Below are 21,818 nucleotides of genomic sequence, written 5' to 3'. Positions count from 1 at the left end.
CGGCGGTCAGGGCGACACGCCCCACGTCCTCGGATCTTCCCGACGGCGGGTGCCGGCGGTCAGGGCGCGGCGGGGCCACCGGGCGCCGGGGCGCCCGGACCACCCGCGGCGGGACCTGCGGCCGGACCTCCTGCGGCCGGACCTCCTGCGGCCGGACCTCCTGCAGCCGGACCACCTGCGGCGGGACCTCCGACGGTGGGACCCCCGGCGGCCGGACCACCGACGGCGGGCGCCGTCGAGGCGGGAGCTCCCGGCGCGGCGGGGCCACCGGCCGGACCGGCCGGTCCCGCGATGCCCGTGCCGAGGATGACCGCGGTGCCCACCCCGAGGCCGAGGACGAACGCGACGGCCGCGCGCGCCACCGCCCGCCCGTAGCCGCCGTTCTCCTCGGCCCGTGGCGTCGGCGTCGGTGTCGGCGCCAGGGTCGTCTGCCCGCGCTCGTGCGACAGGGAGCGCTCCCACTCGGTGAACCCCGGGATCCCGGCGGGGCTCGACGGCATCGTGAACTGTCGTTCGCTCATGGGGCCACGGTGGGAGACGGAACTGAAGTCACCCTGAGCCGGCGCCGATCCTCAGGCGGACTTCAGCGCTGGACCCGCACCGACCCGGCGTCGGGAAGGATCAGCCGAAGGCCTGGAGCGCCCGGATCTTGTTCGTCGCGTCGAGGGCGGCGACCTTGTAGGCCTCGGAGAGCGTCGGGTAGTTCAGGACGGCGTCGACCAGGTAGTCCACCGTGCCGCCGCAGCCCATGATCGCCTGACCGACGTGCACCAGCTCCGTGGCCGACGTACCGAACACGTGCACGCCGAGCAGGGCGTGGGTGTCGGGGTGGACGAGGAGCTTGAGCATCCCGTAGTCGTCGCCGACGATCTGCCCGCGCGCGAGCTCCCGGTAGCGGGCGATGCCGACCTCGTAGGGCACCGAGGACCGTGTCAGCTCCGCCTCGGTGGCGCCGCAGTACGACACCTCGGGGATCGTGTAGATGCCGTAGGGCGCCAGTGCGGCGTCCGCGTGGCCCACTGGCTCGTCGAACGCGTGGTACGCGGCGAGACGGCCCTGCTCCATCGACGTCGCGGCGAGGGCGGGGAAGCCGATCACGTCCCCGACCGCGTAGATGTGCGGCACGGCGGTCCGGTAGTGCTCGTCGACGGTCAGCCGCCCGCGCGGGTCGGCCTCCAGCCCGGCCCTCCCGACGGCGAGCTCCTCGGTGACGCCTTGGCGGCCGGCGGAGTACATGACGGTCTCGGCGGCGATCTTCTTCCCGCTCGCGAGGGTGGTCACCGTGCCCCGCTCGGACACGCTCACCCCGGAGACCTCCTCGCCGAAGCGGAAGGTGACGGCGAGGTCGCGCAGGTGGAACTTGAGCGACTCGACGACCTCGGTGTCGCAGAACTCGAGCATCGCCGGGCGGCGCTCGACGACGGTCACCCGCGTGCCGAGCGCCGCGAACATCGAGGCGTACTCGATGCCGATCACACCCGCCCCCACGACCACCATGCTCGCCGGGATGGCCTCCATGGCGAGGATGCCGTCGGAGTCGACCACGCGGCGGTCGTCGAACTCCACCGACGGCGGCCGGGCGGGCTTCGTGCCGGTCGCGACGACGATCTTGTCGGCGGTGACGGTCTGGTGCTCGCCGCGGCGCTCGCCGAGCACCTCGACGGCGTGCTCGTCGAGGAAGCGGGCCGCGCCGGAGAGCAGGTCGACCCGGTTGCGCTGCAGCTGGGCGCGGATGACCTCGACCTCGCGGCCGATGACGAAGTGGGTGCGCGCGAGGAGGTCCTGCACGGTGATGTCCTGCTTGACCCGGTAGCTCTCGCCGTAGAGCCCGCGCATCGCGTAGCCGGTCAGGTAGAGCACGGCCTCGCGCAGCGTCTTCGACGGGATGGTCCCGGTCTGCGTGCAGACCCCGCCGACCATCCCGCGTCGCTCGACCACCGCGACCCGCTTCCCGAGCTTCGCCGCGGCGATCGCGGCCTTCTGTCCGCCCGGGCCGGAGCCGATGACGAGCAGGTCGTAGTCGTGGGTCGCCACGTCGCGACTGTGACCGGTGTCCGGGACGGGGGCAAGCGCGTGCACGTGACCGGCCGGTGAAGAGATCGCAGGCGGCTGCTCCGAACGGGTGGAGCGTGGATCCGGGAGGGGTCCGCCCGAGTCAGTGCCCGTGTGAGCACCCGGAAGAAGTCCCGCACCCGCCGGCCCGCCCGGCCCCGTCCGGCCCCGTCGCGACGGCGGGGTCCCGACGAGGCGGTGGTCGTGAAGATCTCCGACCCGGCGGACCTCGTCGCCTCCATCCCGCCCCTGTTCGGCTTCACCCCCGAGGAGTCGCTGGTCGTCCTCGGGATGCACGGGCCGGACCGGAAGCGGCGGCTCGGCGCGTCTCTGCGCATCGACCTCGGCGACGGCCCGGAGGACGACGCCGTCCTCGCCGCCGCGGTGCGCGACCGTCTGGTCCCCACGGGGCCGGACGCGGTCGTCGTCGTGGTGGTGTCGGCCGCCCCGCCGGGGCCCGACGGTCGCCCGCCCGGCGCCGGGCTGGTCGACGCGATCACCGACGCCTTCGCCGAGGTCCGGGTCCCGCTCATCGGCGCCACCTGGACCGCGCGGATCGCCGCGGGGGAGCCCTACCGGTGCTTCGAGCGCTGCGACTGCTCCGGCACGCTGCCCGACCCGGGCGGAACCCACACCGCGGCCGAGACCACCGCGCTCGGCCGTGTCACCTACGGCTCGCGCGACGAGATGGCCGCCGCTCTGGCCCCCGACCCGGGCGCGGGCTCCCGCCGCCGTCGGGACCTGGTGGACGACGCGCACCAGGCCGCGCTGCTGGACCGGGAGCTGGCCGGGCCCGGCGCCGCGCGCCGGGACCTCGAGGCCGTGCGCCGCGCGGTCCTCGACGTCGGGTCGGGCGGGGTGCTCGCGGAGGAGGAGATCGCCCGCCTCGCGGTGGCGCTGTGCGACCCGCGCGTCCGCGACATCGCCCTGGGGTTCGCCGCCGGGTGCGACGACGGCGTCGAGCCCGCGGCGGCCGAGCAGCTCTGGCGGCTCCTCGTCCGCGCCGTGCCCGAGCCGGAGGTGGCCGAGCCCGCGACGCTGCTCGCGTTCGCGTCGCTCGACCACGGCGGTGGGGCCACCCTGACGACGGCGCTGGAACGGGCCCGGAGCGCGGACCCCGACCACCGGCTCAGCGGGCTCCTCGCGACGATGCTCGCGGCCGGTCAGCCGCCGGAGTCGGCCCGCCGGATCGTGGAGCGCGCCGTCGCGGAGACGACGCGGCAGCTCGGGGTGTGACTCAGCGGAGGGCGTCGAGGGCGGCCGGTACGGCGGCGGGGGCGTCGACGACGGCGGCCGCCCCGGCTCCGGCCAGCTCGTCGCGTCCGCCGAAACCCCAGGTGACCCCGACGCAGGGCAGGCCGTGCGCCCGGGCGCCCTCGACGTCGTGGTGGCGGTCGCCGACGAGGGCGACCACCGGGCCGTCGTGCGCGGCGAGGGCGAGCCCGACGACGGCGGCCTTGCCCTCGACGCTGCCGTCGAACTCGGCGCCGAACACCCCGGCGGCGAGGTACTTGTCGAGGCCGACGTGGGCGACGACCTCGTGGGCGTAGGCGCGCGGCTTGCTCGTGGTCACGGCGAGGCGGTCGCCGCGCGCCGCGAGGTCGGCGAGCAGGTCGGGCACGCCGTCGTACACGGTGACCTCGCGCAGCAGGCCACCGCCGTAGACCTCGCGGTAGGTGGCCATCATCGCGTCGGCGGTGGCCGCGTCGACGCCGAGGACGTCCCGGAACGCCTCTGGGAACGGCGGGCCGATCAGCGCGCGGAGCTGCTCGTCGTCGGGCTCGGCGAGCCCCACGGACGCCGCGGCACGGCGCACCGACGCGCGGATCCCGGGGCCCGAGTCGACGAGCGTGCCGTCGAGGTCGAAGCAGATCAGGGGCGAGCGCAGCGACGGGGAGTGACCCCGGGGGGAGCTCACGCGGACACCCGGCCCTGCGCGAAGGCCCAGGCGTCGGCGACGATCCCGTCGAGGTCACCCCGCGAGGGCGTCCAGCCGAGACGCTCGTGGGCCCGGGCGGCGGAGGCGACCAGGACGGCGGGGTCGCCGGCGCGGCGGGGGGCGACGGCGGCGGGGATCGGGTGGCCGGTGACCCGACGGCAGGCCTCGATCACCTCGAGCACGGAGAACCCGGTGCCGTTGCCGAGGTTGCAGACGAGGTGCTCGCCGGGCGGGGCGTGCTCCAGGGCGCGCAGGTGGGCGTCGGCGAGGTCGTCCACGTGGATGTAGTCGCGGACGCACGTGCCGTCGGGGGTGGGCCAGTCGTCGCCGTAGATCGCGACCTGCTCCCGCGTGCCCGCCGCCACCTGCAGCACGAGCGGGATGAGGTGGGTCTCGGTCGCGTGCCGCTCGCCGATGCCCGCGTGGGCGCCGGCCACGTTGAAGTAGCGCAGCGACACCGCCCCCAGCTCCCGGCCCGACGCCGCGGCGTAGGAGGTGATCGCGTGGTCGATCGCGAGCTTCGTGGCGCCGTAGGGGTTGGTGGGCCGGGTGGGGGAGTCCTCGGTGATCGGCGTGCTCTCCGGCTCGCCGTAGGTCGCGGCCGTGGAGGAGAACACGAGCCGGGGCACGCGGTGCGCGCGGACCGCGTCGAGCAGGGCGATCGAGGTGACCACGTTGCCGTGCCAGTACTTCGCCGGGTCGACCACGGACTCGCCCACCAGCGAGCGGGCCGCGAAGTGCAGCACGCCGTCGAAGCCGTCGGCGAGCACGTCGGCCGCCGCGACGGCGACGTCGCCCTCGACGAACGCGGCGCCCGCGGGGACGGCGTCGCGGTGGCCGGTGGAGAGGTCGTCGAGGACGGTGACGTCGTGGCCCGCGTCGAGCAGGTGCGCGGTGCACACGCTCCCGACGTACCCGGCGCCTCCGGTGACCATCAGCTTCATGGTCACCGAGTCTGGCCTACCGGGCTGTGCGGCCGGTGAGCGCGGGTGCTGCCTCAGACCGCCCGGACGAGCACCGCGTGCGCGACGAGCGGGTCGACCTCGGACCGCCGGCCCCCGGAGCCCACGTTCACGGCGTCGCCGAAGCGCGGGATGCCGACGACCTCGACGTCGCTGCCGGGCAGGACGCCCGCGGCCTTCAGCCCGGCCATGAGCGGCTCGTTCAGCTGGACGTGCTCGGCGATCCGGCGGATGACGACCTTGCCGCCTCCGGCCCGCGCGAACTCGTCGAGCCGGACCAGCCCGGCCTCGTCGGGCGTGGGGGTGCGCGCGGGCAGCTCCGTGGTGCCCTCGCCGCGCAGCTCCTCGAGCCCGGGGATCGGGTTCCCGTACGGCGAGACGGCGGGCTCGCCGAGCAGCGCGAACACCTTGCGCTCGACGGCCTCGCTCATGACGTGCTCCCAGCGGCACGCCTCGGTGTGGACGTGCTCCCACTCCAGACCGATGACATTGACCAGCAGGAGCTCGGCGAGCCGGTGCTTGCGCATGACCGAGACGGCCTTGCCGCGGCCCTCCGGCGTCAGCTCGAGGTGGCGATCCCCGGCGACGTGCACGAGACCGTCGCGCTCCATCCGGGCCACCGTCTGGCTCACGGTCGGCCCGCTCTGCTCGAGGCGCTCGGCGATGCGCGCGCGCAGCGGCACCACACCCTCCTCCTCGAGCTCGTAGATGGTGCGCAGATACATCTCCGTGGTGTCGATGAGGTCGTTCATCCCCACCCCTTCCGTCCCGATCACGATCCTACCGAGAAGGACACGGCACGATGGACCCGTGCCGAACTCGCAGGGGCCGCTCGTCGCCGCCGCCGACCTCGTCGCCGAACTGGCCGGGGGTCCGGCCGGGGTCGACGGACGTCCCGTCGTGCTCGACGTCCGCTGGCGGCTCACGCCGCCGCCGAAGAAGCGGACCCGCCGCCGCCCCGATCCGGTGGGCGAGCCGGACTTCGACGCCGGGCACGTCCCGGGCGCCGTGTTCGTCGACGTCGACTCCGAGCTGGCCGGCCCGCCCGGCCCCGCGGGCCGGCACCCGCTGCCCGACCCCGACGACCTGCAGACCACCCTGCGCCGCGCCGGGATCGTCCCGTCCAGCTCGGTCGTCGTCTACGACGCGGTGGGTGCGGGCGACGGCATGGCCGCCGCGCGGGCCTGGTGGGTGCTGCGCTGGGCCGGGCTGCGTCCCGGTCGGGTGCGGGTCCTCGACGGCGGGTTCGGCGCCTGGACCGCCGCCGGCGGCGAGTCCTCCACCGTCTCCGGCGGGGCCCGCACCCAGGGCGACGTCGACGTCGCGGGCGGCGCCATGCCCGTGCTCACCGCCGACTCCGCGGCCGCGACGGCGCAGGGCGGCACGCTGCTCGACGCCCGCGCCGCCGAGCGGTACCGCGGCGAGACCGAGCCGATCGACCCGGTGGCCGGGCACATCCCGGGCGCGGTGAACGTGCCGGTCGGTCAGCTCCTCGCCGCCGACGGCCGCTGGAGGCCGGCGGCCGAGCTCGCGGCCCTGCTCGAGCCCGTCGTCGGGACCACCGCCGGGGCGTACTGCGGGTCCGGGGTGAGTGCGGCGATGCTCGTGCTCGCCGCCGAGATCGCCGGGGTGCGTCCGCCGGAGGACCCGGTGGCGCTCTACGTCGGGTCGTGGTCGAACTGGGTGGCGGGCAAGCGGCCGGTGGAGACCGGGACGCCTCACTAGACGGTCGAGCTCCGTCTCCCTCGGTAGGTTGCCCGGCATGCGCGCCACGGTGGTCTGGGACGAGGCCCTCCTCGCCTACAAGCTCTCGAACGACCATCCGCTGCACCCGGTCCGGCTGGACCTGACGATGCGGCTGGCCCGCAGCCTCGGCGTCCTGGAGGGGGTCGAGCCGCTGATCCCCACCCCGGCGCCGGACGAGGAGCTGGAGCGGGTCCACGTGGCGTCCTACCTCGACGCGGTCCGGCAGGCGCCGAGCCACGGGGACGACCCGGTGCACCAGCTCGGCACCGCCGACAACCCGATCTTCGAGGGCATGCACGACGCCTCCGCGCTGGTGGCGGGCGGGTCGATCGCGGCCGCCCGCGAGATCGCCGAGGGCCGGGCCGACCGGGCGGTGAACCTGTCCGGCGGCCTGCACCACGCGATGCGGGACCACGCCTGGGGGTTCTGCGTCTACAACGACTGCGCGATCGCGATCAGCTGGCTGCTCGACCACGGGTACACCCGCATCGCCTACCTCGACACCGACGTCCACCACGGCGACGGGGTGCAGGCGGCGTTCCTCGACGACCCGCGCGTGATGACGATCTCGGTCCACCAGCACCCGGGGACGCTGTGGCCCGGCACCGGCTTCGCCTCCGAGCTGGGGGAGGGCGCGGCCGCGGGCACCGCGATCAACCTGCCGCTGCCGCCCGGCACGCGCGACCAGGCCTGGCTCCGCGCCTTCCACGCCGTGGTCCCCGGCCTGCTGCGGGCCTTCGAGCCCCAGATCCTCGTCACCCAGTGCGGCGCGGACACCCACCACGAGGACCCGCTGGCCGAGCTCTCGCTCACCGTCGACGGGCACCGGGCGATCTACCGGGCCTGCCGCGACCTCGCCGCCGAGTACGCCGGCGGCAAGTGGCTCGCCCTCGGGGGCGGGGGCTACAACCTCTTCCGCGGCGTCCCGCGGTCCTGGACCCACCTGCTCGCGACGGTGCTCGACCGCGACGTCGACCCGGACCGCACCATCCCGGCGGAATGGACGTCACACGCCGCCACGCTGACGAACCGGCCGTTGCCGACCACGATGACGGAGGAGGCCCCGACGGACTGGACGCCGTGGGGCGGCTACACCGAGATCGACGTCGATCGCTTCGTCCTGGAGACCCGCCGTGCGGTGTTCCCGCTGCACGGACTCGAACCGCAGAACGTCCTGGACTGATCCATGAGCTCATCCCCGGTCGAGGAGATCTCGAGCCTCGACGCGGCGACCACGCCGGTCTCGGCCGTCCCCGACGCGCCCTACCCCCGGCAGTGGGAGGCCGACGTGGTGGCCGCCGACGGCGCCACCGCGCACCTGCGGCCCATCACGCCGGACGACGCCGAGGCCGTGGTGGCCTTCCACGCCCGGCTCTCCGAGCGGACCCGCTACTACCGCTACTTCAGCCCGTACCCCACGATCCCGCCGCGCGACCTCAAGCGCTTCGTCGAGGTCGACCACCACGACTCGGTGGCCCTCGTGCTGTGGCTGGGCGAGGAGATCATCGCCATCGGTCGCTACGTGCGCCTCGGGGCCGACGACCCGTCGGCCGAGGTCGCCTTCGTCGTCCGCGACGACCACCAGGGTCGGGGGCTCGGCTCGATCCTGCTCGAGCACCTCGCGGCGGCGGCCGAGGAGGTGGGGATCCGCCGGTTCGTCGCCGAGGTCCTCGCCGAGAACCGGGCGATGGTGCACACCTTCCGCCAGGCCGGGTACGACGTGACCCGCTCGCTGGACGGGTCCACGCTGCACCTCGAGTTCGACGTCGCCGCCACGGACCGCTCCACCGAGGTCCGCCGCTCGCGGGAGCAGGCGGCCGAGGCGCGGTCCGTGTCGAACGTGCTCACCCCGCGGTCGGTGGCCGTGGTCGGCGCCTCCACCGACGAGCGCAAGCTCGGGCACGTCGTCCTGCGCAACCTGCTGCAGGGCGGGTTCACCGGCCCCGTCTACCCGGTCAACCCGGAGGCACGGTCGGTCCGAGGCGTGCGCGCCTACCCGACCGTCACCGACATCCCCGACGACGTCGACCTCGCCGTGCTGGCCGTCCCGCCCGAGGAGGTCGCGGGCGTCGTCGACGGCTGCCTGGCCAAGGGGGTCCGGGCCCTCGTCGTCGTGACGTCGGGCTTCGGCGAGACCGGCGACGCCGGCATCGCCCGGCAGCGCGAGCTCGTCACCGCCGCCCGCTCCCGGGGCATGCGCGTGGTGGGGCCGAGCGCGCTCGGCGTCGTGAACCTCGCGCCCGCCGTGCGGCTCAACGCGTCGCTGGCCCCGACCCTGCCGCCGCCCGGGCGGGTCGGCTTCTTCTGCCAGTCGGGCGCGCTGGGCATCCAGATCCTCGCCGCGGCCGCGCAGCGCCGGCTCGGGCTGTCGACGTTCGTCTCGGCGGGCAACCGCGCCGACCTGTCGGGCAACGACCTCATGCAGTACTGGGACACCGATCCCTCCACCGACGTCGTGCTGCTGTACCTGGAGAGCTTCGGCAACCCGCGGAAGTTCGCCCGGGTCGCGCGCCGCCTGGCCCGCCGCAAGCCGGTCGTGGCGGTGGCGTCGGGGCGGCACGCGACGCCGGGACTCGCGGCCAGCACCTCGCCGCTCGAGGAGGCGTCGGTCGGCGCGGTCTTCGACCAGTCCGGTGTCATCCGCGTCAGCTCGGTGGAGGAGCTGTTCGACGTCGCCCTGCTCGTGGCCAACCAGCCGCTGCCGCAGGGTCCGCGGATCGGGGTGGTCGGGAACTCGAGCGCGCTCGGGGTCCTCGCCGCGGACGTGGCGCTCGCCCACGGGATGCACCTGGCGTTCCCGCCGGTCGACGTGGGCGCGATGGGCGACCCGGCGGAGCTCGCCGACGCGGCCCTACAGGCCCTGGAGGACGACCGGTGCGACGCGCTGGTGATCGTGTTCTCGCCGCCGGTCGCCACCGACGGCGCGGAGCACGCGGACGCCCTCGCCGAGGTGGTCACCAGCGCCGACAAGCCGGTGACGACGACGTTCCTCGCCTCCTCGGGGGTGCCCGAGCACCTCGTCGTGCCCTCCGAGCACGGCGGGGCCGCGGTCCCCGCCCGGGGCAGCGTGCCGTCCTACCCGTCCCCGGAGCGCGCGGTGATCGCGTTGGCCCGCGTGGTCCGCTACACGCAGTGGCTGGAGCGCCCGGTCGGCGACTTCGTCGTCCCGCCGGGCTGCGACCTCACCGCGGCCCGGGCGTTCGTGGCGGACCTCGGGCCGATCGAGAACGCCCTGGTGCTCGACGACGAGCAGACCGCCGAGCTGCTGCGACGCGTCGGCATCCGGGTCGCGCCCTTCCGCCGGGCCACCTCCCGGGAGGAGGCCGTCGAGGCGGCGGCGGCCCTGCGCGAGCACGGCGCCGGCGAGGTCGTGGTCAAGACCGTGGTGCGCACCTGGCGGCACCGCTCCGACCTCGCGGGAGTGCGGACGGGGCTGAGCGACGCCGAGTCCGTGGCCTACGCCTACCAGCAGCTCACCGACCTGTCCGGCTCGCCGGAGGTCGACGTGCAGACCCAGGTACCACCCGGGATGCCCGTGGTGGTGGAGCTGCGCGACGACCCGTCGTTCGGCTCGCTGGTGTCCTTCGGGCTGGCCGGGGTGGTCACCGAGCTGCTGGGGGACCGCGCCTACCGCGCCACGCCGCTCTCGACGATGGACGCCCACACGCTCGTGCGGGCCCCGCGGGCGGCGCCGATGCTCGACGGGTACCGCGGCGCCCGGCCGATGGACCTCGCGGCCCTGGAGGACCTGCTCCTGCGGGTCGGCCAGCTCGCCGACCACGTGCCGGAGCTCCGCTCGCTGGTGCTCGACCCGATCCTCGTGGCCGAGCGCGGGGTGCACCCGACGTCGATGCGGGCGGTCCTGGGCCCGCCCCCGGGCCCCCGCGACGGGGGACCCCGCCGACTCGGCGGGTGACCCGTAGGGGTGAGGCGTCCACCGGGCGGGGAGGCCGTCGGGCACGATCGCGGGCGATGCGTGCGCTGCCGATGATCGTGATGCTCTCCGTCGCCCTGGTCCTCGCGGCCGGGTGCGGGTCCACCCCGACGCCGGAGCCGGCCCCGTCGTCCGCCCCGACCCCGGCCACGGTGCCGACCGGCGCACCGCCCGGGACGTCGACGCCGGCGGTGCCGGTCGACCCGTTGATCGCCCAGCCGCCGCCCGGGGGGACCGCCCTCGACCCCGCCCGCGTCACGACGACGGGTCTCCCGGCCGGGCTGCCGACGCTCGTCTGGACCACCGGGCCGCGCACCCTCGGGGTGTACGGCCGCGCCGGGGGGTGCACGGAGGCGACGGCGGCCGTCGTCGACCAGACGGCGGACGCGGTGACGGTGCGGGTGACGCAGACGTCGACCTCGACCGGTCCGTGCACCCGGGAACTGCGCTACCCGGCGTTCGAGCTGCCGCTGGACGCGGACCTGGGGCAACGCCGGGTCGTAATCACCGGCGAGGTGCGCTGAGCGTGGCGCGTGGCTGACGTCGAGCGTTAGCCGTGTGCCACCGCTGACACCGCCGACGACGAGAGGGCCGAGAAACCGGGACGGCCCCCGGCCGTCCCGGCCTCTCGTCGCGGGTGATCGGGCAGGATCACCGTGTCGGTGGCCGGGGGCGGTGACCGCCGTCCCGGCGTGCAGCGCGTCCGGCGTTCGCGCTGGTCAGAGCATGCCCCTGCCCGGTCGGAGGGGTCAAGCGACCGACCGGAGGGGCCATCCGCAGGTGGACGGAACGATTCCGGAACGCTCCGTCACCCGTACACGCTTGCGACGACGAACTCCCCGGAGGCCGACCCCCGGTTCGGGGGTCGCTCCGGGGAGTCGGTGTCGCGCTGGGTGTCAGCTGGCGGCGTACGCCTTCAACCGTCGCGCGCGGTCGCCCTCGCGCAGCTTCGACATGACCTCGCGTTCGATCTGGCGGACGCGCTCGCGGGAGAGCCCGAAGCGCTTGCCGATCTGGTCGAGCGTGCGCGGCTGCCCGTCGTCCAGGCCGTAGCGCAGCCGGATCACGTTCTGCTCGCGCTCGTCGAGCGTCGCGATGACCCGTCGCATGTCGTCGTGCAGCAGCCCCGAGATGACCGTCGACTCGGCGTCGGTGGCCTCGGCGTCCTCGATGAAGTCTCCGAGCGGGGCCTCCTCCTCGGACCCGACCGGCATGTCCAGGCTCACCGGGTCGCGGCTGTGGTCGAGCAGGTCGGCGACCTTCTCGACGGCGAGTCCCGACTCCTCGGCCAGCTCCTCGTTCGTGGCCTCACGCCCGAGGGTCTGGTGCAGGTCGCGCTTGATGCGGGCCAGCTTGTTGACCTGCTCGACCAGGTGGACGGGCAGGCGGATGGTGCGGGCCTGGTCGGCCATGCCGCGGGTGATGGCCTGACGGATCCACCACGTCGCATAGGTCGAGAACTTGAAGCCCTTGGCGTAGTCGAACTTCTCCACGGCCCGGATGAGGCCGAGGTTGCCCTCCTGGATCAGGTCGAGCAGCGGCATCCCGCGGCCGGTGTAGCGCTTGGCCAGCGAGACGACGAGTCGCAGGTTCGCCTCGAGCAGGTGGGCGCGGGCACGACGCCCGTCGCGCGCCACCATCCGCAGGTCCTTGGCCCGCTCGGGGTCGATCTCGGCGGTGGGGTCCTCGAGAAGGTGCGCCGCGAAGACGCCGGCCTCGATGCGCTTCGCCAGCTCCACCTCGTCGGCGGCCGTCAGCAGCGCGGTCTTTCCGATACCGTTCAGGTACACACGGACGAGGTCGGCGGCCGGGCTCTGGGCATCCAGGTCGCTCTGGATCTCGGCCTCGGTCTGCAGCACGGGGTTCTCGGAGGTGTCGGCGCCGTCGGGGGTCGACTCGGGCAGGACGGCCTCGGCGGTGACGTCACTGCGAGACGTCTGCGGGGCGAGTGTCGCCGTCATGGAATCCTCCCTGCGCGGCGCTGGTCTGGCACGCCGCTACATGTGGTCGAACGCGCGGTGGCGCGCGATCGTTCCCGCGCACCGGCTCGTCCTCCGGATAGCCGCTTGTGACGGTGCTGACGCGTGGTTCCGGTCATCACCCGACAACCGGGGAGCCTCAGACCTCCACCAGCACGGTGAACGGTCCGTCGTTGACCGACGCCACCGCCATGTCGGCGCCGAACCGGCCGGTGGCGACGCTCGCACCCCGGACCCGCAGGGCCGCGACCACGGCGTCGACGACCCGCTCCGCGTCCTCCCCGGGTGCGGCCGCCGACCACGATGGTCGTCGTCCCCGGCGCGTCTCGCCGTAGAGCGTGAACTGACTCACGACGAGCAGTCCCGCTCCGGTGTCCGCGCACGACTGCTCGTCGGGCAGCACCCGGAGTTCGTGCAGCTTGCGCGCCATCGTGGTCACCGGCTCGTCGCCCCGTCCCGGGTCGTCCCGGTGGACGCCGAGCAGGACGAGCAGGCCCGGTCCGTCGAGGGCGCCCACCACCGCACCGTCGACGGTCACCGACGCCTCGTTCACCCGCGCGACGACGGCCCTCACGCGAGGGCGTCCCGCGGCACGAGCAGCCCGTGCAGGAACAGGTCCCGGACGACGGGGAGGGCGGCCGCCGACAGCTCGTCGGCGTCGCGACCGTGCGCGACGGCGAGCAGCCCGAGCAGGTCGGACAGGGGCAGGTGCCCGCGGCACCCCGCGAGCAGGGACTCGCCGAGCTCGTCGAGGTCGTGGCGCCACTGCGGGCCGTCGAGCCGCACGAGCGTCCCGCCGATCCGGCGCCAACCCTCGTCGGAGCCGGTGAAGCCGCGCTCCAGGGCGGTCGTGGGCGGGGCGACGAGCGGCTCGTCGAGCAGGTCGTGCCCGCGCAGCCAGGTCACCCGGTCCAGCCACGCCTCGATCTCGGGACCGAGCGGGTCGCCGAGGGCCTGGCGCATGTCCTCGAACACGGCCGTGCCCTCCTCGCCCGGGGCGGTCCGGCGCAGGGTGACGAAGCCGAACCCGATCCCCACGACGTCGTGCGCGGCGAAGAAGTCCAGCCACTCCGCGGTCCGCGCACGGCCCGCGGGGGAGGCCGGGTCGACGCCGGCGTCGCGCAGCCAGGTGCCGACGTGCAGCGCCGGGTCGGCCACGTCGCGCTGCACCACCCACGCGTCCAGCCCGCCCGGGGTGGCGGCCCGCGTCGCCTCCTCGACCCACTGTCGCGGGCGGGTGGCCCACCCCGTCCGGGGCTCCTCGGCGGCGGCCAGGTCCGCGCCGGTGATCAACCAGGAGGCGAGCAGCTGGCCGACCCCACCCGGCGTCAGGAAGGAGGGGAGGGTGGAGACGAGCAGGGCGGAGGCACCGTCGCCGCCGAGCCCGGAGTCGCGGTAGACGTGCTCGACGGCGGGCGGGCCGGGCACGAACGGCGGGTTGCAGACGACCTGGTCGAACCGGCGGCTGTCGACCGGCTCCCACCAGGGGCCGGTGAGCACCTCGACCTCGACGTCGGAGATCGCGAACGTCGCCCGCGCGAGCGTGTTCGCCCGCGGGGAGACGTCGGTGGCGGTCAGGGTGGCGGCGTGCCCCGAGCAGTGCAGCGTCTGCACCCCGCATCCGGCGCCGACGTCGAGCAGCGACCCCACCGGGCGGCGCACCGTGGCGCGCGCGAGCGACATCGACGCGGCGCCGGCCCCGAGGACGTGCTCGACGTCCTTGCCCGCCCCGTCGTCGAGGTCCGAGAGCACCCACCAGGAGCCGTGCTCGTCGGCGTGCGGGCGCAGGTCCAGCCCGGCCGCGACGCCGTCGGATCCGCGGCGCAGGAGCTCCGCGTCGAGCAGGTCGTCGAGGTCGACCGGCGCGAAGGCCGCGGCCGCCTCCTCGCCCGGCACGGTCTCGGCGAGCAGGAAGAGCCGGACCAGGGTGCGGAAGGACCCGGCGTCGGGAAGGCGGCGCCGCGCGGGCTCGGGCTCCCCGCGGTCGAGCGCCGCGCCGGCCTCGGCGCCGAGCGCCTCCGCCACGCCCTCGACGGTGAAGCCGGCCGTGCGGAACACCGCGGCGAGGCGGCCGGCCACCGCGGGGAGTCGATCGATCACGGCGGACAGTCTGGCCTCCGGATCGGTTCACCGTCCGCGGAGCGACTGTGACGGGTTGCACTCCGGCCCGACGGGGAACACGCCGTCCGGACGAAGGGGACCCGGCGACGTCGATCGTGGCAGGGTTGCCCCCAACCGGGTCGGCGGTGACGCTGCGCACAGGTCCCCGCACGCCCGGAGCCAGTGGAGAAGCAACGAAGCGGAGGCCAGCGGATGTCGGAGCAGGGCTCGAGTCAGGGCAAGACCTACCCGCCGGACCCGGAGCTGTCGAAGACCGCCAACGTCCGTCCGGAGATGAAGGACCAGGACCTCGAGGAGTTCTGGGACTCCCAGGCGAAGGAACGGATCAGCTGGTTCGAGCCGTACGACACGGTGCTCGACTGGCAGCTCCCGTACGCCAAGTGGTTCGTCGGCGGCAAGCTCAACGCCTGCTACAACGCGGTCGACCGGCACGTCGAGAACGGCCAGGGCGACAAGGTCGCCCTGCACGTCGTCCCCGACGACGGGCCCGACTCCGCGGACGCGCACGACATCACGTTCGCGCAGCTGCAGGAGCAGGTGGTCCGTTTCGCGAACGGGCTGAAGAAGCTCGGGGTGGGCAAGGGCGTCCCCGTCGGCATCTACATGCAGATGATCCCCGAGGCCGTCGTGGCGATGCTCGCGTGCGCCCGGCTCGGGGCCCCGCACACCGTCGTCTTCGGCGGGTTCTCCGGCAAGGCCGTGGCCGAGCGCTGCAACGACCTCGAGTGCAAGGTCCTCATCACCCAGGACGAGGCGCTCCGCGGCGGCAAGACGGCCGCGCAGAAGACCAACGCCGACGAGGGCCTCGACGGGGCCGGCAGCACCACGGTCGAGAAGATCGTCGTCGTCAAGCGCACGGGCGGCGACATCCCGATGAACGACCGGGACGTCTACCTCGACGACCTGGTCGACGGCGAGTCCTCCGACGCCGAGAGCTGCCCGTGCGAGCCCATGGAGTCCGAGGACCTGCTGTTCCTCCTCTACACCTCGGGCTCGACCGGCAAGCCCAAGGGCGTCGTGCACACCACCGGCGGCTACCTCACCGGCGTCGCGACCACCCACAACCTCGTCTTCGACGTCAAGGACGACTCGGTCTACTGGTGCGCCGCCGACATCGGCTGGATCACCGGGCACAGCTACATCACCTACGGGCCGCTGGTGAACGGCGTGACCTCGGTGCTCTACGAGGGCGTGCCGGGCTACCCGAACAAGGAGGTGTGGTGGAAGATCGTCGAGAAGTACAATGTCTCGATCCTCTACACCTCGCCCACCGCGATCCGCTCGCACATGAAGTGGGGCGAGCAGCACGCGCAGGCGCACGACCTGTCGTCGATCAAGATCCTGGGCAGCGTCGGTGAGCCGATCAACCCCGAGGTCTGGGAGTGGTACCGCAAGCACGTCGGCGGCGACAAGGCGCCGATCATGGACACCTGGTGGCAGACCGAGACCGGGCACATCCTGATCACCCCGCTGCCCGGCATCACGACGATGAAGCCGGGCTCGGCCCAGCAGCCCTTCCCGGGCGTGCGGCCGGAGATCCGCGACGACGAGGGCAACGTCCTCGGTGTCGAGCAGACCGGCAACCTCGTGCTCACCGCGCCGTGGCCCGGGATGATGCGCGGGCTCTACAAGGACGACCAGCGCTTCCGCGACACGTACTGGTCGAAGTACTCCGACGCCTACTTCGCGGGGGACGGCGCGAAGTACGACGAGGACGGCGACATCATGCTGATGGGCCGCCTCGACGACGTCGTGAACGTGTCGGGCCACCGCCTCTCGACCTTCGAGATCGAGAGCGCGCTGGTGGAGCACGGTGACGTGGCCGAGGCCGCGGTCGCCGCGCGCAAGGACCCCGACACCGGCCAGGCCATCGTCGCCTTCGTGTCGCTCACCGGCGACAAGACGGGCACCGAGGAGCTGGAGCAGGCCCTGCGCGAGCAGGTGGCCCAGTCGATCGGCAAGCTGGCCCGCCCGGCGACGGTGATCTTCGCCAACGACCTGCCCAAGACCCGGTCGGGCAAGATCATGCGACGTCTGCTGAAGAACCTCGCCGAGGGCGAGGAGCTGGGCGACACCTCCACGCTCGTCGACCCGTCCGTGGTCGACGAGATGAAGAAGCAGATCCAGGGATAGGTGCTCCGCACGTGAGCACTAAGTGGGCCCATCGCCCCACTTAGTGCTCACGGGCCGGAGGCACCTCCCCGCGCAGGATCGCCAGCTCGTCGGTGACCCGGCCCATGATCCGGTCGGTCGCCTCCTTCAGGGCGCTGCCGCGCTTCTGCTTCCCGACGAGGTCGGCCAGGTCCACCGGCTCGCCCGCGAGCACCCGGAGCGTGGCGCGCGGGACGAGCGTCCCGACCTTCGCCTGCGGCGGCAGCAGGTGGTTCGATCCCCACTGCCCGACCGGGATCACCGGCGCACCGGTCTCGAGCGCCATCCGCGCGATCCCGGTGTGCGCCTTCTGCGGCCAGCCGTCGGACTCGTCCGGGAAGCCGCCCTCGGGGTAGACCACCACGCACTCGCCCCGGTTCACCGCGTCGACCGCGGCCCGGTAGGCCTCGATGCCCGACGCCTTCCGGTCGACCGGGATGTGCCGGCCGCCGCGCAGCGGCGCCCCCACGACCCGCATCGCCCACAGCTCCTTCATCGCGAGGAAGCGCGGGATGCGGCCCTGCGCCATGCAGTAGGCGACGAGCACGATCGGGTCGACGTGCGAGAGGTGGTTCACCGCGAGCAGCACGCCACCCTGCTTCGGCAGGTGCCGCCCGCCGCGGAAGTCCCACCGGGCGACCGCCATGAGCACCGGCCACAGCACCTCGATCGCGAAGCCGTAGCCGAAGCCCCGGTCGCGCCGCGGCATGGCCAGCCAGATCAGCAGCTTGCGCCAGAGCCGCATCGGCCGGCCCGGCGGTCGCCGGTCGTGGCCCTGCGCGATCCGACGCACCAGCGGGTGCGGGCGGGGCTGGTCGGCGTGCTGCGGCGCGGCCGGGGGGTGCGGGGCCTTCTCGACGGCGGGTGCGGACGCCGGCTCCGGCGGCGCCGCCGCCAGCGGCGAGGGCCCGTCGTGAGGAAGGGGAGGCTGCGGCGCCTGGGAGGACATGCCCCGGATCATGTCCTGTCCTCCGGCGTGCGCGCATGAGTAGTTCTCCCGGTCGGGCGCGGCACGTCACACCGAACCGGTCGGGCGTGCGCCGCGATGATCCTGCCGAGGTCGTCGAGTGCGTTGGAGGACGGATGGCAGGCGCAGCAACCCGGGTGGTCCGCGCGGCGGGCAGGTTCGTGGACGGGACGTTGCCGGTCCGCATCCGCGCGTGGGACGGCAGCGAGGCCGGCGCGACCCGCGAGTCCGGTGCCCCCGTCGTCGTCCTGAAGCACCGCCGCGCGCTGCGCCGCCTGCTGTGGCAGCCGGGCGAGATGGGGCTCGCGCACGCCTACGTCTCCGGCGACCTCGACGTCGAGGGCGACCTGCAGGAGGGCCTCACCGCGATGTGGGGCCTCGTGCGGGACGGCGCGGTGCGGCCGCGGAAGCCCGGCGTCGCGGAGCTCCCCGGGCTGCTCGGCAGCGCCGCCCGGCTCGGGCTGCTCGGCCCGCGCCCGGCGCCGCCGCCCGAGGCGATCCGGCTGCCGCGCTTCGCGAAGCTGCACTCCAGGCTGCGCGACCGGGCGGTCATCCACCACCACTACGACGCCGGCAACGACTTCTACGAGCTCATCCTCGACCGGAACATGGCGTACTCGTCGGGCTACTGGGCCGACCTCGCGGCGCCCGTGACCGAGGCGAACCTCGTGGCCGCGCAGGACGCGAAGCTCGACCTGATCTGCCGCAAGCTCGGGCTGGGGGAGGGCTCGCGCCTGCTCGACGTCGGGTGCGGCTGGGGCTCCCTGCCCATCCACGCCGCCAAGCACTACGGGGCCCACGTGCGCGGCGTGACGATCGCGACCGAGCAGCGCGACCACATCAACCAGCGGATCCGCGCCGAGGGGCTCGCCGACCGGGTGCAGGTCGACCTCGTCGACTACCGCGACGTACCGACCCGCATCGAGGGCTACGGCGAGTTCGACGCGGTGTCGAGCATCGAGATGGGCGAGCACGTCGGCGACGGCAACTACCCGACGTTCGCCTCGATCCTGTTCGGCGCCCTCCGCCCGGCGGGGCGGGCGCTCGTGCAGCAGATGTCCCGTCGACCCGGGGACCACCCCGGCGGCGGACCGTTCATCGAGACCTACGTGACCCCGGACATGGTCATGCGCCCGGTCGGCGACACCCTCACGCTGCTCCAGCAGGCGGGTCTCGAGGTGCGCGACGTGCACGTCATGCGGGAGCACTACGTGCCGACCTGCCGCGCGTGGATCGCCACCCTCGAGGCGAACTGGGACCGCGCGGTGGCACTGGCCGGGGAGCGCGGTGCCCGGATGTGGCGGCTCTACCTCGTCGGGGCGGCGCTCGCGTTCGAGGAGAACCGCATGGGCGTCGACCAGATCCTGCTCTCCCGGCCCACGACGACGGGTCGCTCCGGGATGCCCGCGACGCGCGCCACGTTCGAGCCCTCGGTGGAATCCGCGCCCGCGGGTACCTCGAGGTCATGAGCTTCGACTGGGCGGCCGCCGGCATCCTGCTGGCGGTCGCCGTCGGCGTCGTCGTCGTGACCTTCGCGGTGACGCTGCTGGTGGCGCGGGCGGTGGGGAAGCACTCGGTCGTCGACGTGACGTGGGGGCTCGGCTTCGCCCTGATCGCGGCGTCGGCCTACGTGACGTCGGGTCTGCTGGGGGTCGGGAACGACACGGTGCGGCTCGTCGCGCTGCTCCTCCCGGTGATCTGGGGCCTGCGGCTCGCGATCTACATCGGCTGGCGCAACCACGGCAAGGGCGAGGACCCGCGCTACACCGAGATGCTCGGCGAGGGACACGCGCCGGGCGCGACGACCTGGACCGTCGTCCGCAAGGTCTACCTGACCCAGGCCGGCGTGCAGCTCGTCGTCGTGCTCCCGGTCCTCGCGGCGATGGTGCGTCCGTCGACCGTGTCGGTGCTGTTGATCGTCGGCGCGCTCGTCTGGCTGGTCGGGTTCTTCTTCGAGTCGGTCGGCGACGCGCAGCTCGCGTGGTTCAAGGCGGACCCCGACAACAAGGGGAAGATCCTCGACTCCGGGCTCTGGCGCTACACGCGGCACCCGAACTACTTCGGCGACTTCTGCGTCTGGTGGGGCATCTTCCTGGTCGCCGTCGGGCACCCGGCCGCCCTCGTGACCGTGGTCGGGCCGGCGCTCATGAGCTACCTGCTCATCAACGTGACCGGCAAGGAGCTCCTCGAGAAGGGGATGTCCGACCGGCCCGGGTACGCCGAGTACGTCGAGCGGACGAGCGGGTTCTTCCCGCTGCCGCCCGGTTCCGCCCCGGCCCGCGCCACCTGAGGAGTCCGCCCGTGACCGCCCTGCCCGATGCCCTCGTCGAGCTGCTGCGCCGCCCCGCGCCGTGCTTCATCGCCACGCTCATGCCCGACGGCTCGCCGCAGATGACCGAGACGTGGGTCGACACCGACGGCAAGCACGTCGTGGTCAACGTCGTCGGCGGCATGCAGAAGGCCCGCAACGTGGCCCGCGACCCGCGCGTGGCGCTGAACGTGGCCGACCCCGACCAGCCGGCCCGCTACTACGGCATCCGCGGCCGCGTGGTGGAGACGACGACCGAGGGCGGCAGGGAGCACATCGAGGAGCTCTCCCAGCGCTACCTCGGCCGGCCCTACCCGAACTTCTCCGGGAACCCCGACGAGACGCGGGTGATCCTGCGGATCGCCGCCGACTCGATCCACGCGCCGTTCGGCTGAGGCTCGTCCCGGAACGAACGAAGGGCCCCTTCGGTCGGCCTACTCGACCGAGGGGGCCCTTCGCTCAGGACGGGTGGGACTCAGTTCTCGCGACGCTTGCGCAGGACCGTCAGCGCGGAGTCGGCGTGCTCGTCGAACTTCATCTCGCCGGTGATCACCTCGAGCACCGTGCGGTCGGTGTCGATGACGAAGGTCTTCCGCTTGATCGGCAGCACCGGCAGCCACGAGCGCTTGGCGTCGAACTTCTTCGCGACCTCGCCCTTCGGGTCCGAGAGCAGCGGGTAGTCGAACGAGTTCGCCTGGGAGAACGTGTGCTGCTTCTCCACCGAGTCCGCGCTGATCCCCACGCGCTGGGCCCCGACCTCGGCGAACTCCGTCGCCAGGTCCCGGAAGTGGCAGCTCTCCTGAGTGCAGCCGCCCGAGCTGGCGAGCGGGTAGAAGAACAGGACCACGGGCCCGTTCGTCAGCAGCTCCGACAGTGTCCGGGTGGCCCCGGTGTCGTCGGCGAGCGAGAAGTCGGGCGCGGTGTCTCCGGCCTTCATCAGTGGGTTCCCCTTCGTGACGGCTGGTGTCCGTGCGCGTTCGTCCGGACCCCCGGTGCGGTTCGTCGGTAGAGCCGGGCCGGCTTCCCGACGGTGCCCGTGCGGACCTCGCCGGTCGGCTCCAGGTGGGCGAGCACGTGCCGGCGGAAGGTGTCCTTCGGCAGCGGCCCGCCCAGCACGGCCTCGTGCAGGCCCTGCAGCTCGGCCAGCGTGAACGCCCGACCGAGCAGGCCCGCGGGGTCCGGCCCGCGGCGGTGCCGGGCCCGGACGTGCTCGGCCGCCGCGGCGACCATCGCGTCGTGGTCGAAGGCGAGCGTCGGGCACCGGTCGACCGCGGCGGTCTCCGTACCGGTGGGCAGCATCTCCGCGTCGACCAGGTCCACGTGGGCCACGGCGAGGACCCGGCCGCGGTCGTCGCGTGCGGGGTCGTCGAACACGCGCAGCTGTTCGGGGGAGCGACCGCTGACGCCGAGGTGCTCGCGCAGGGCCCGCAGGGCGGCGGCGGCGAGGGTCTCGTCGATCCGCACGAACGTCCCGGGCAGCGCGAGCTCGCCCGCCGCGTGTCCCGCGCGGCGGTGCAGGGCGACGTGCAGCGCGCCGTCGACCACGGTCAGCAGGGCGACGTCGACCGCGACCGACGGGTGCGGGTAGTCCGCCAGGCTCCGGCCGGTCTCGTCGCGCCACACGCTGGACAGGTTAGCGCAGACGTGCTCTTATCTCGA

Annotated in this window: 20 protein-coding genes; 9 read left to right on the top strand and 11 right to left on the bottom strand. The window is 74.0% G+C overall.

Annotated elements, in window-relative coordinates; translation table 11 throughout:
* Positions 1-59 precede the first annotated feature (59 nt).
* Positions 60-521, bottom strand: coding sequence for a hypothetical protein (locus BJ983_RS11890; RefSeq protein WP_179793974.1), 462 nt, complete (start codon positions 519-521; stop codon positions 60-62).
* Positions 522-621: 100 nt separating this feature from the next.
* Positions 622-2,034 carry a Si-specific NAD(P)(+) transhydrogenase gene (gene sthA / locus BJ983_RS11885; RefSeq protein WP_179793973.1) on the bottom strand — a complete coding sequence of 471 codons (1,413 nt, stop codon included), beginning with the start codon at positions 2,032-2,034 and terminating at the stop codon, positions 622-624.
* A gap of 132 nt (positions 2,035-2,166) precedes the next feature.
* Here sthA and BJ983_RS11880 point away from each other — a divergent pair, with 132 nt between their 5' ends.
* Positions 2,167-3,288, top strand: a complete 1,122-nt coding sequence (locus BJ983_RS11880) for a DUF4192 family protein (RefSeq protein ID WP_179793972.1) — start codon at positions 2,167-2,169, stop codon at positions 3,286-3,288.
* A gap of 1 nt (position 3,289) precedes the next feature.
* On the opposite strand, the gene BJ983_RS11875 is transcribed toward BJ983_RS11880, so the two are convergent.
* From BJ983_RS11875 to BJ983_RS11865, 3 genes are read right to left on the bottom strand one after another with little or no spacing between them, the layout of a single operon-like run.
* Positions 3,290-3,970, bottom strand: coding sequence for an HAD hydrolase-like protein (locus BJ983_RS11875; protein WP_179793971.1), 681 nt, complete (start codon positions 3,968-3,970; stop codon positions 3,290-3,292).
* Positions 3,967-4,935: a UDP-glucose 4-epimerase GalE gene (gene galE / locus BJ983_RS11870; protein WP_179793970.1), complete on the bottom strand. Its 969-nt coding sequence runs from the start codon at positions 4,933-4,935 to the stop codon at positions 3,967-3,969. Before galE ends, BJ983_RS11875 begins: the two co-directional genes overlap by 4 nt.
* A 53-nt stretch (positions 4,936-4,988) precedes the next feature.
* On the bottom strand, positions 4,989-5,705 hold the full coding sequence (locus BJ983_RS11865) for an iron-dependent transcriptional repressor DtxR (RefSeq protein ID WP_179793969.1): 717 nt from the start codon (positions 5,703-5,705) through the stop codon (positions 4,989-4,991).
* Positions 5,706-5,763: 58 nt separating this feature from the next.
* On the opposite strand from BJ983_RS11865, the gene BJ983_RS11860 reads away from it, so the two are divergent.
* From BJ983_RS11860 to BJ983_RS11845, 4 genes are read left to right on the top strand one after another with little or no spacing between them, the layout of a single operon-like run.
* The gene (locus BJ983_RS11860; RefSeq protein WP_343054046.1) at positions 5,764-6,678 is read left to right on the top strand and encodes a sulfurtransferase; all 915 of its coding nucleotides are present in this window, start codon (positions 5,764-5,766) and stop codon (positions 6,676-6,678) included.
* A 37-nt stretch (positions 6,679-6,715) separates the two neighbouring features.
* Positions 6,716-7,882, top strand: coding sequence for an acetoin utilization protein AcuC (locus BJ983_RS11855; RefSeq protein ID WP_179793968.1), 1,167 nt, complete (start codon positions 6,716-6,718; stop codon positions 7,880-7,882).
* A 3-nt stretch (positions 7,883-7,885) separates the two neighbouring features.
* On the top strand, positions 7,886-10,615 hold the full coding sequence (locus BJ983_RS11850) for a bifunctional acetate--CoA ligase family protein/GNAT family N-acetyltransferase (RefSeq protein ID WP_179793967.1): 2,730 nt from the start codon (positions 7,886-7,888) through the stop codon (positions 10,613-10,615).
* A 56-nt stretch (positions 10,616-10,671) separates the two neighbouring features.
* The gene (locus BJ983_RS11845) at positions 10,672-11,157 is read left to right on the top strand and encodes a hypothetical protein (protein ID WP_179793966.1); all 486 of its coding nucleotides are present in this window, start codon (positions 10,672-10,674) and stop codon (positions 11,155-11,157) included.
* Positions 11,158-11,529: 372 nt separating this feature from the next.
* Here the strand turns inward: BJ983_RS11845 and BJ983_RS11840 are convergent, their stop codons facing one another.
* From BJ983_RS11840 to BJ983_RS11830, 3 genes are all read right to left on the bottom strand, one after another.
* Positions 11,530-12,594 (bottom strand): sigma-70 family RNA polymerase sigma factor, encoded by a 1,065-nt coding sequence (locus BJ983_RS11840; protein WP_246325572.1) that lies wholly within the window; start codon positions 12,592-12,594, stop codon positions 11,530-11,532.
* Positions 12,595-12,751: 157 nt separating this feature from the next.
* Positions 12,752-13,186 (bottom strand): D-aminoacyl-tRNA deacylase, encoded by a 435-nt coding sequence (dtd, locus tag BJ983_RS11835; RefSeq protein ID WP_179793965.1) that lies wholly within the window; start codon positions 13,184-13,186, stop codon positions 12,752-12,754.
* Positions 13,183-14,712 (bottom strand): DUF7782 domain-containing protein, encoded by a 1,530-nt coding sequence (locus BJ983_RS11830; RefSeq protein ID WP_343054045.1) that lies wholly within the window; start codon positions 14,710-14,712, stop codon positions 13,183-13,185. Before BJ983_RS11830 ends, dtd begins: the two co-directional genes overlap by 4 nt.
* A gap of 213 nt (positions 14,713-14,925) precedes the next feature.
* Here BJ983_RS11830 and acs point away from each other — a divergent pair, with 213 nt between their 5' ends.
* Positions 14,926-16,866 carry an acetate--CoA ligase gene (gene acs / locus BJ983_RS11825; protein ID WP_179793964.1) on the top strand — a complete coding sequence of 647 codons (1,941 nt, stop codon included), beginning with the start codon at positions 14,926-14,928 and terminating at the stop codon, positions 16,864-16,866.
* A gap of 40 nt (positions 16,867-16,906) precedes the next feature.
* On the opposite strand, the gene BJ983_RS11820 is transcribed toward acs, so the two are convergent.
* Positions 16,907-17,833 carry a lysophospholipid acyltransferase family protein gene (locus BJ983_RS11820; RefSeq protein ID WP_246325571.1) on the bottom strand — a complete coding sequence of 309 codons (927 nt, stop codon included), beginning with the start codon at positions 17,831-17,833 and terminating at the stop codon, positions 16,907-16,909.
* Positions 17,834-17,967: 134 nt separating this feature from the next.
* Here BJ983_RS11820 and BJ983_RS11815 point away from each other — a divergent pair, with 134 nt between their 5' ends.
* The 3 genes from BJ983_RS11815 to BJ983_RS11805 are packed head-to-tail and all read left to right on the top strand — an operon-like array spanning position 17,968 to position 20,554.
* Entirely contained in the window at positions 17,968-19,320 is a 1,353-nt protein-coding gene (locus BJ983_RS11815) for an SAM-dependent methyltransferase (protein ID WP_218890236.1), read from the top strand.
* Entirely contained in the window at positions 19,317-20,141 is an 825-nt protein-coding gene (locus BJ983_RS11810) for a DUF1295 domain-containing protein (RefSeq protein WP_179793963.1), read from the top strand. Before BJ983_RS11815 ends, BJ983_RS11810 begins: the two co-directional genes overlap by 4 nt.
* Positions 20,142-20,152: 11 nt before the next feature.
* Entirely contained in the window at positions 20,153-20,554 is a 402-nt protein-coding gene (locus tag BJ983_RS11805) for a TIGR03618 family F420-dependent PPOX class oxidoreductase (protein ID WP_179793962.1), read from the top strand.
* Positions 20,555-20,634: 80 nt separating this feature from the next.
* On the opposite strand, the gene BJ983_RS11800 is transcribed toward BJ983_RS11805, so the two are convergent.
* Entirely contained in the window at positions 20,635-21,096 is a 462-nt protein-coding gene (locus BJ983_RS11800) for a peroxiredoxin (RefSeq protein ID WP_179793961.1), read from the bottom strand.
* The gene (locus tag BJ983_RS11795) at positions 21,096-21,782 is read right to left on the bottom strand and encodes an NrtR DNA-binding winged helix domain-containing protein (RefSeq protein WP_218890235.1); all 687 of its coding nucleotides are present in this window, start codon (positions 21,780-21,782) and stop codon (positions 21,096-21,098) included. The genes BJ983_RS11800 and BJ983_RS11795 overlap by 1 nt, the downstream gene beginning before the upstream one ends.
* Between the last annotated feature and the right edge of the window lie 36 nt (positions 21,783-21,818).

Origin of the sequence: Actinomycetospora corticicola (genome assembly GCF_013409505.1) — a bacterium.
Classification (GTDB): Bacteria; Actinomycetota; Actinomycetes; order Mycobacteriales; family Pseudonocardiaceae; genus Actinomycetospora; species Actinomycetospora corticicola.
This window is presented reverse-complemented; position numbering and strand designations above follow the sequence as displayed.

What these genes read in the sequence shown, in the direction of transcription:
- BJ983_RS11890 (WP_179793974.1), bottom strand. Translation starts at nt 521, where the DNA reads ATGAGCGAACGACAGTTCACGATGCCGTCGAGCCCCGCCGGGATCCCG.
- galE (WP_179793970.1), bottom strand. Translation starts at nt 4,935, where the DNA reads ATGAAGCTGATGGTCACCGGAGGCGCCGGGTACGTCGGGAGCGTGTGC.
- BJ983_RS11865 (WP_179793969.1), bottom strand. Translation starts at nt 5,705, where the DNA reads ATGAACGACCTCATCGACACCACGGAGATGTATCTGCGCACCATCTAC.
- BJ983_RS11855 (WP_179793968.1), top strand. Translation starts at nt 6,716, where the DNA reads ATGCGCGCCACGGTGGTCTGGGACGAGGCCCTCCTCGCCTACAAGCTC.
- BJ983_RS11850 (WP_179793967.1), top strand. Translation starts at nt 7,886, where the DNA reads ATGAGCTCATCCCCGGTCGAGGAGATCTCGAGCCTCGACGCGGCGACC.
- BJ983_RS11845 (WP_179793966.1), top strand. Translation starts at nt 10,672, where the DNA reads ATGCGTGCGCTGCCGATGATCGTGATGCTCTCCGTCGCCCTGGTCCTC.
- BJ983_RS11840 (WP_246325572.1), bottom strand. Translation starts at nt 12,594, where the DNA reads ATGACGGCGACACTCGCCCCGCAGACGTCTCGCAGTGACGTCACCGCC.
- acs (WP_179793964.1), top strand. Translation starts at nt 14,926, where the DNA reads ATGTCGGAGCAGGGCTCGAGTCAGGGCAAGACCTACCCGCCGGACCCG.
- BJ983_RS11820 (WP_246325571.1), bottom strand. Translation starts at nt 17,833, where the DNA reads ATGTCCTCCCAGGCGCCGCAGCCTCCCCTTCCTCACGACGGGCCCTCG.
- BJ983_RS11815 (WP_218890236.1), top strand. Translation starts at nt 17,968, where the DNA reads ATGGCAGGCGCAGCAACCCGGGTGGTCCGCGCGGCGGGCAGGTTCGTG.
- BJ983_RS11810 (WP_179793963.1), top strand. Translation starts at nt 19,317, where the DNA reads ATGAGCTTCGACTGGGCGGCCGCCGGCATCCTGCTGGCGGTCGCCGTC.
- BJ983_RS11800 (WP_179793961.1), bottom strand. Translation starts at nt 21,096, where the DNA reads ATGAAGGCCGGAGACACCGCGCCCGACTTCTCGCTCGCCGACGACACC.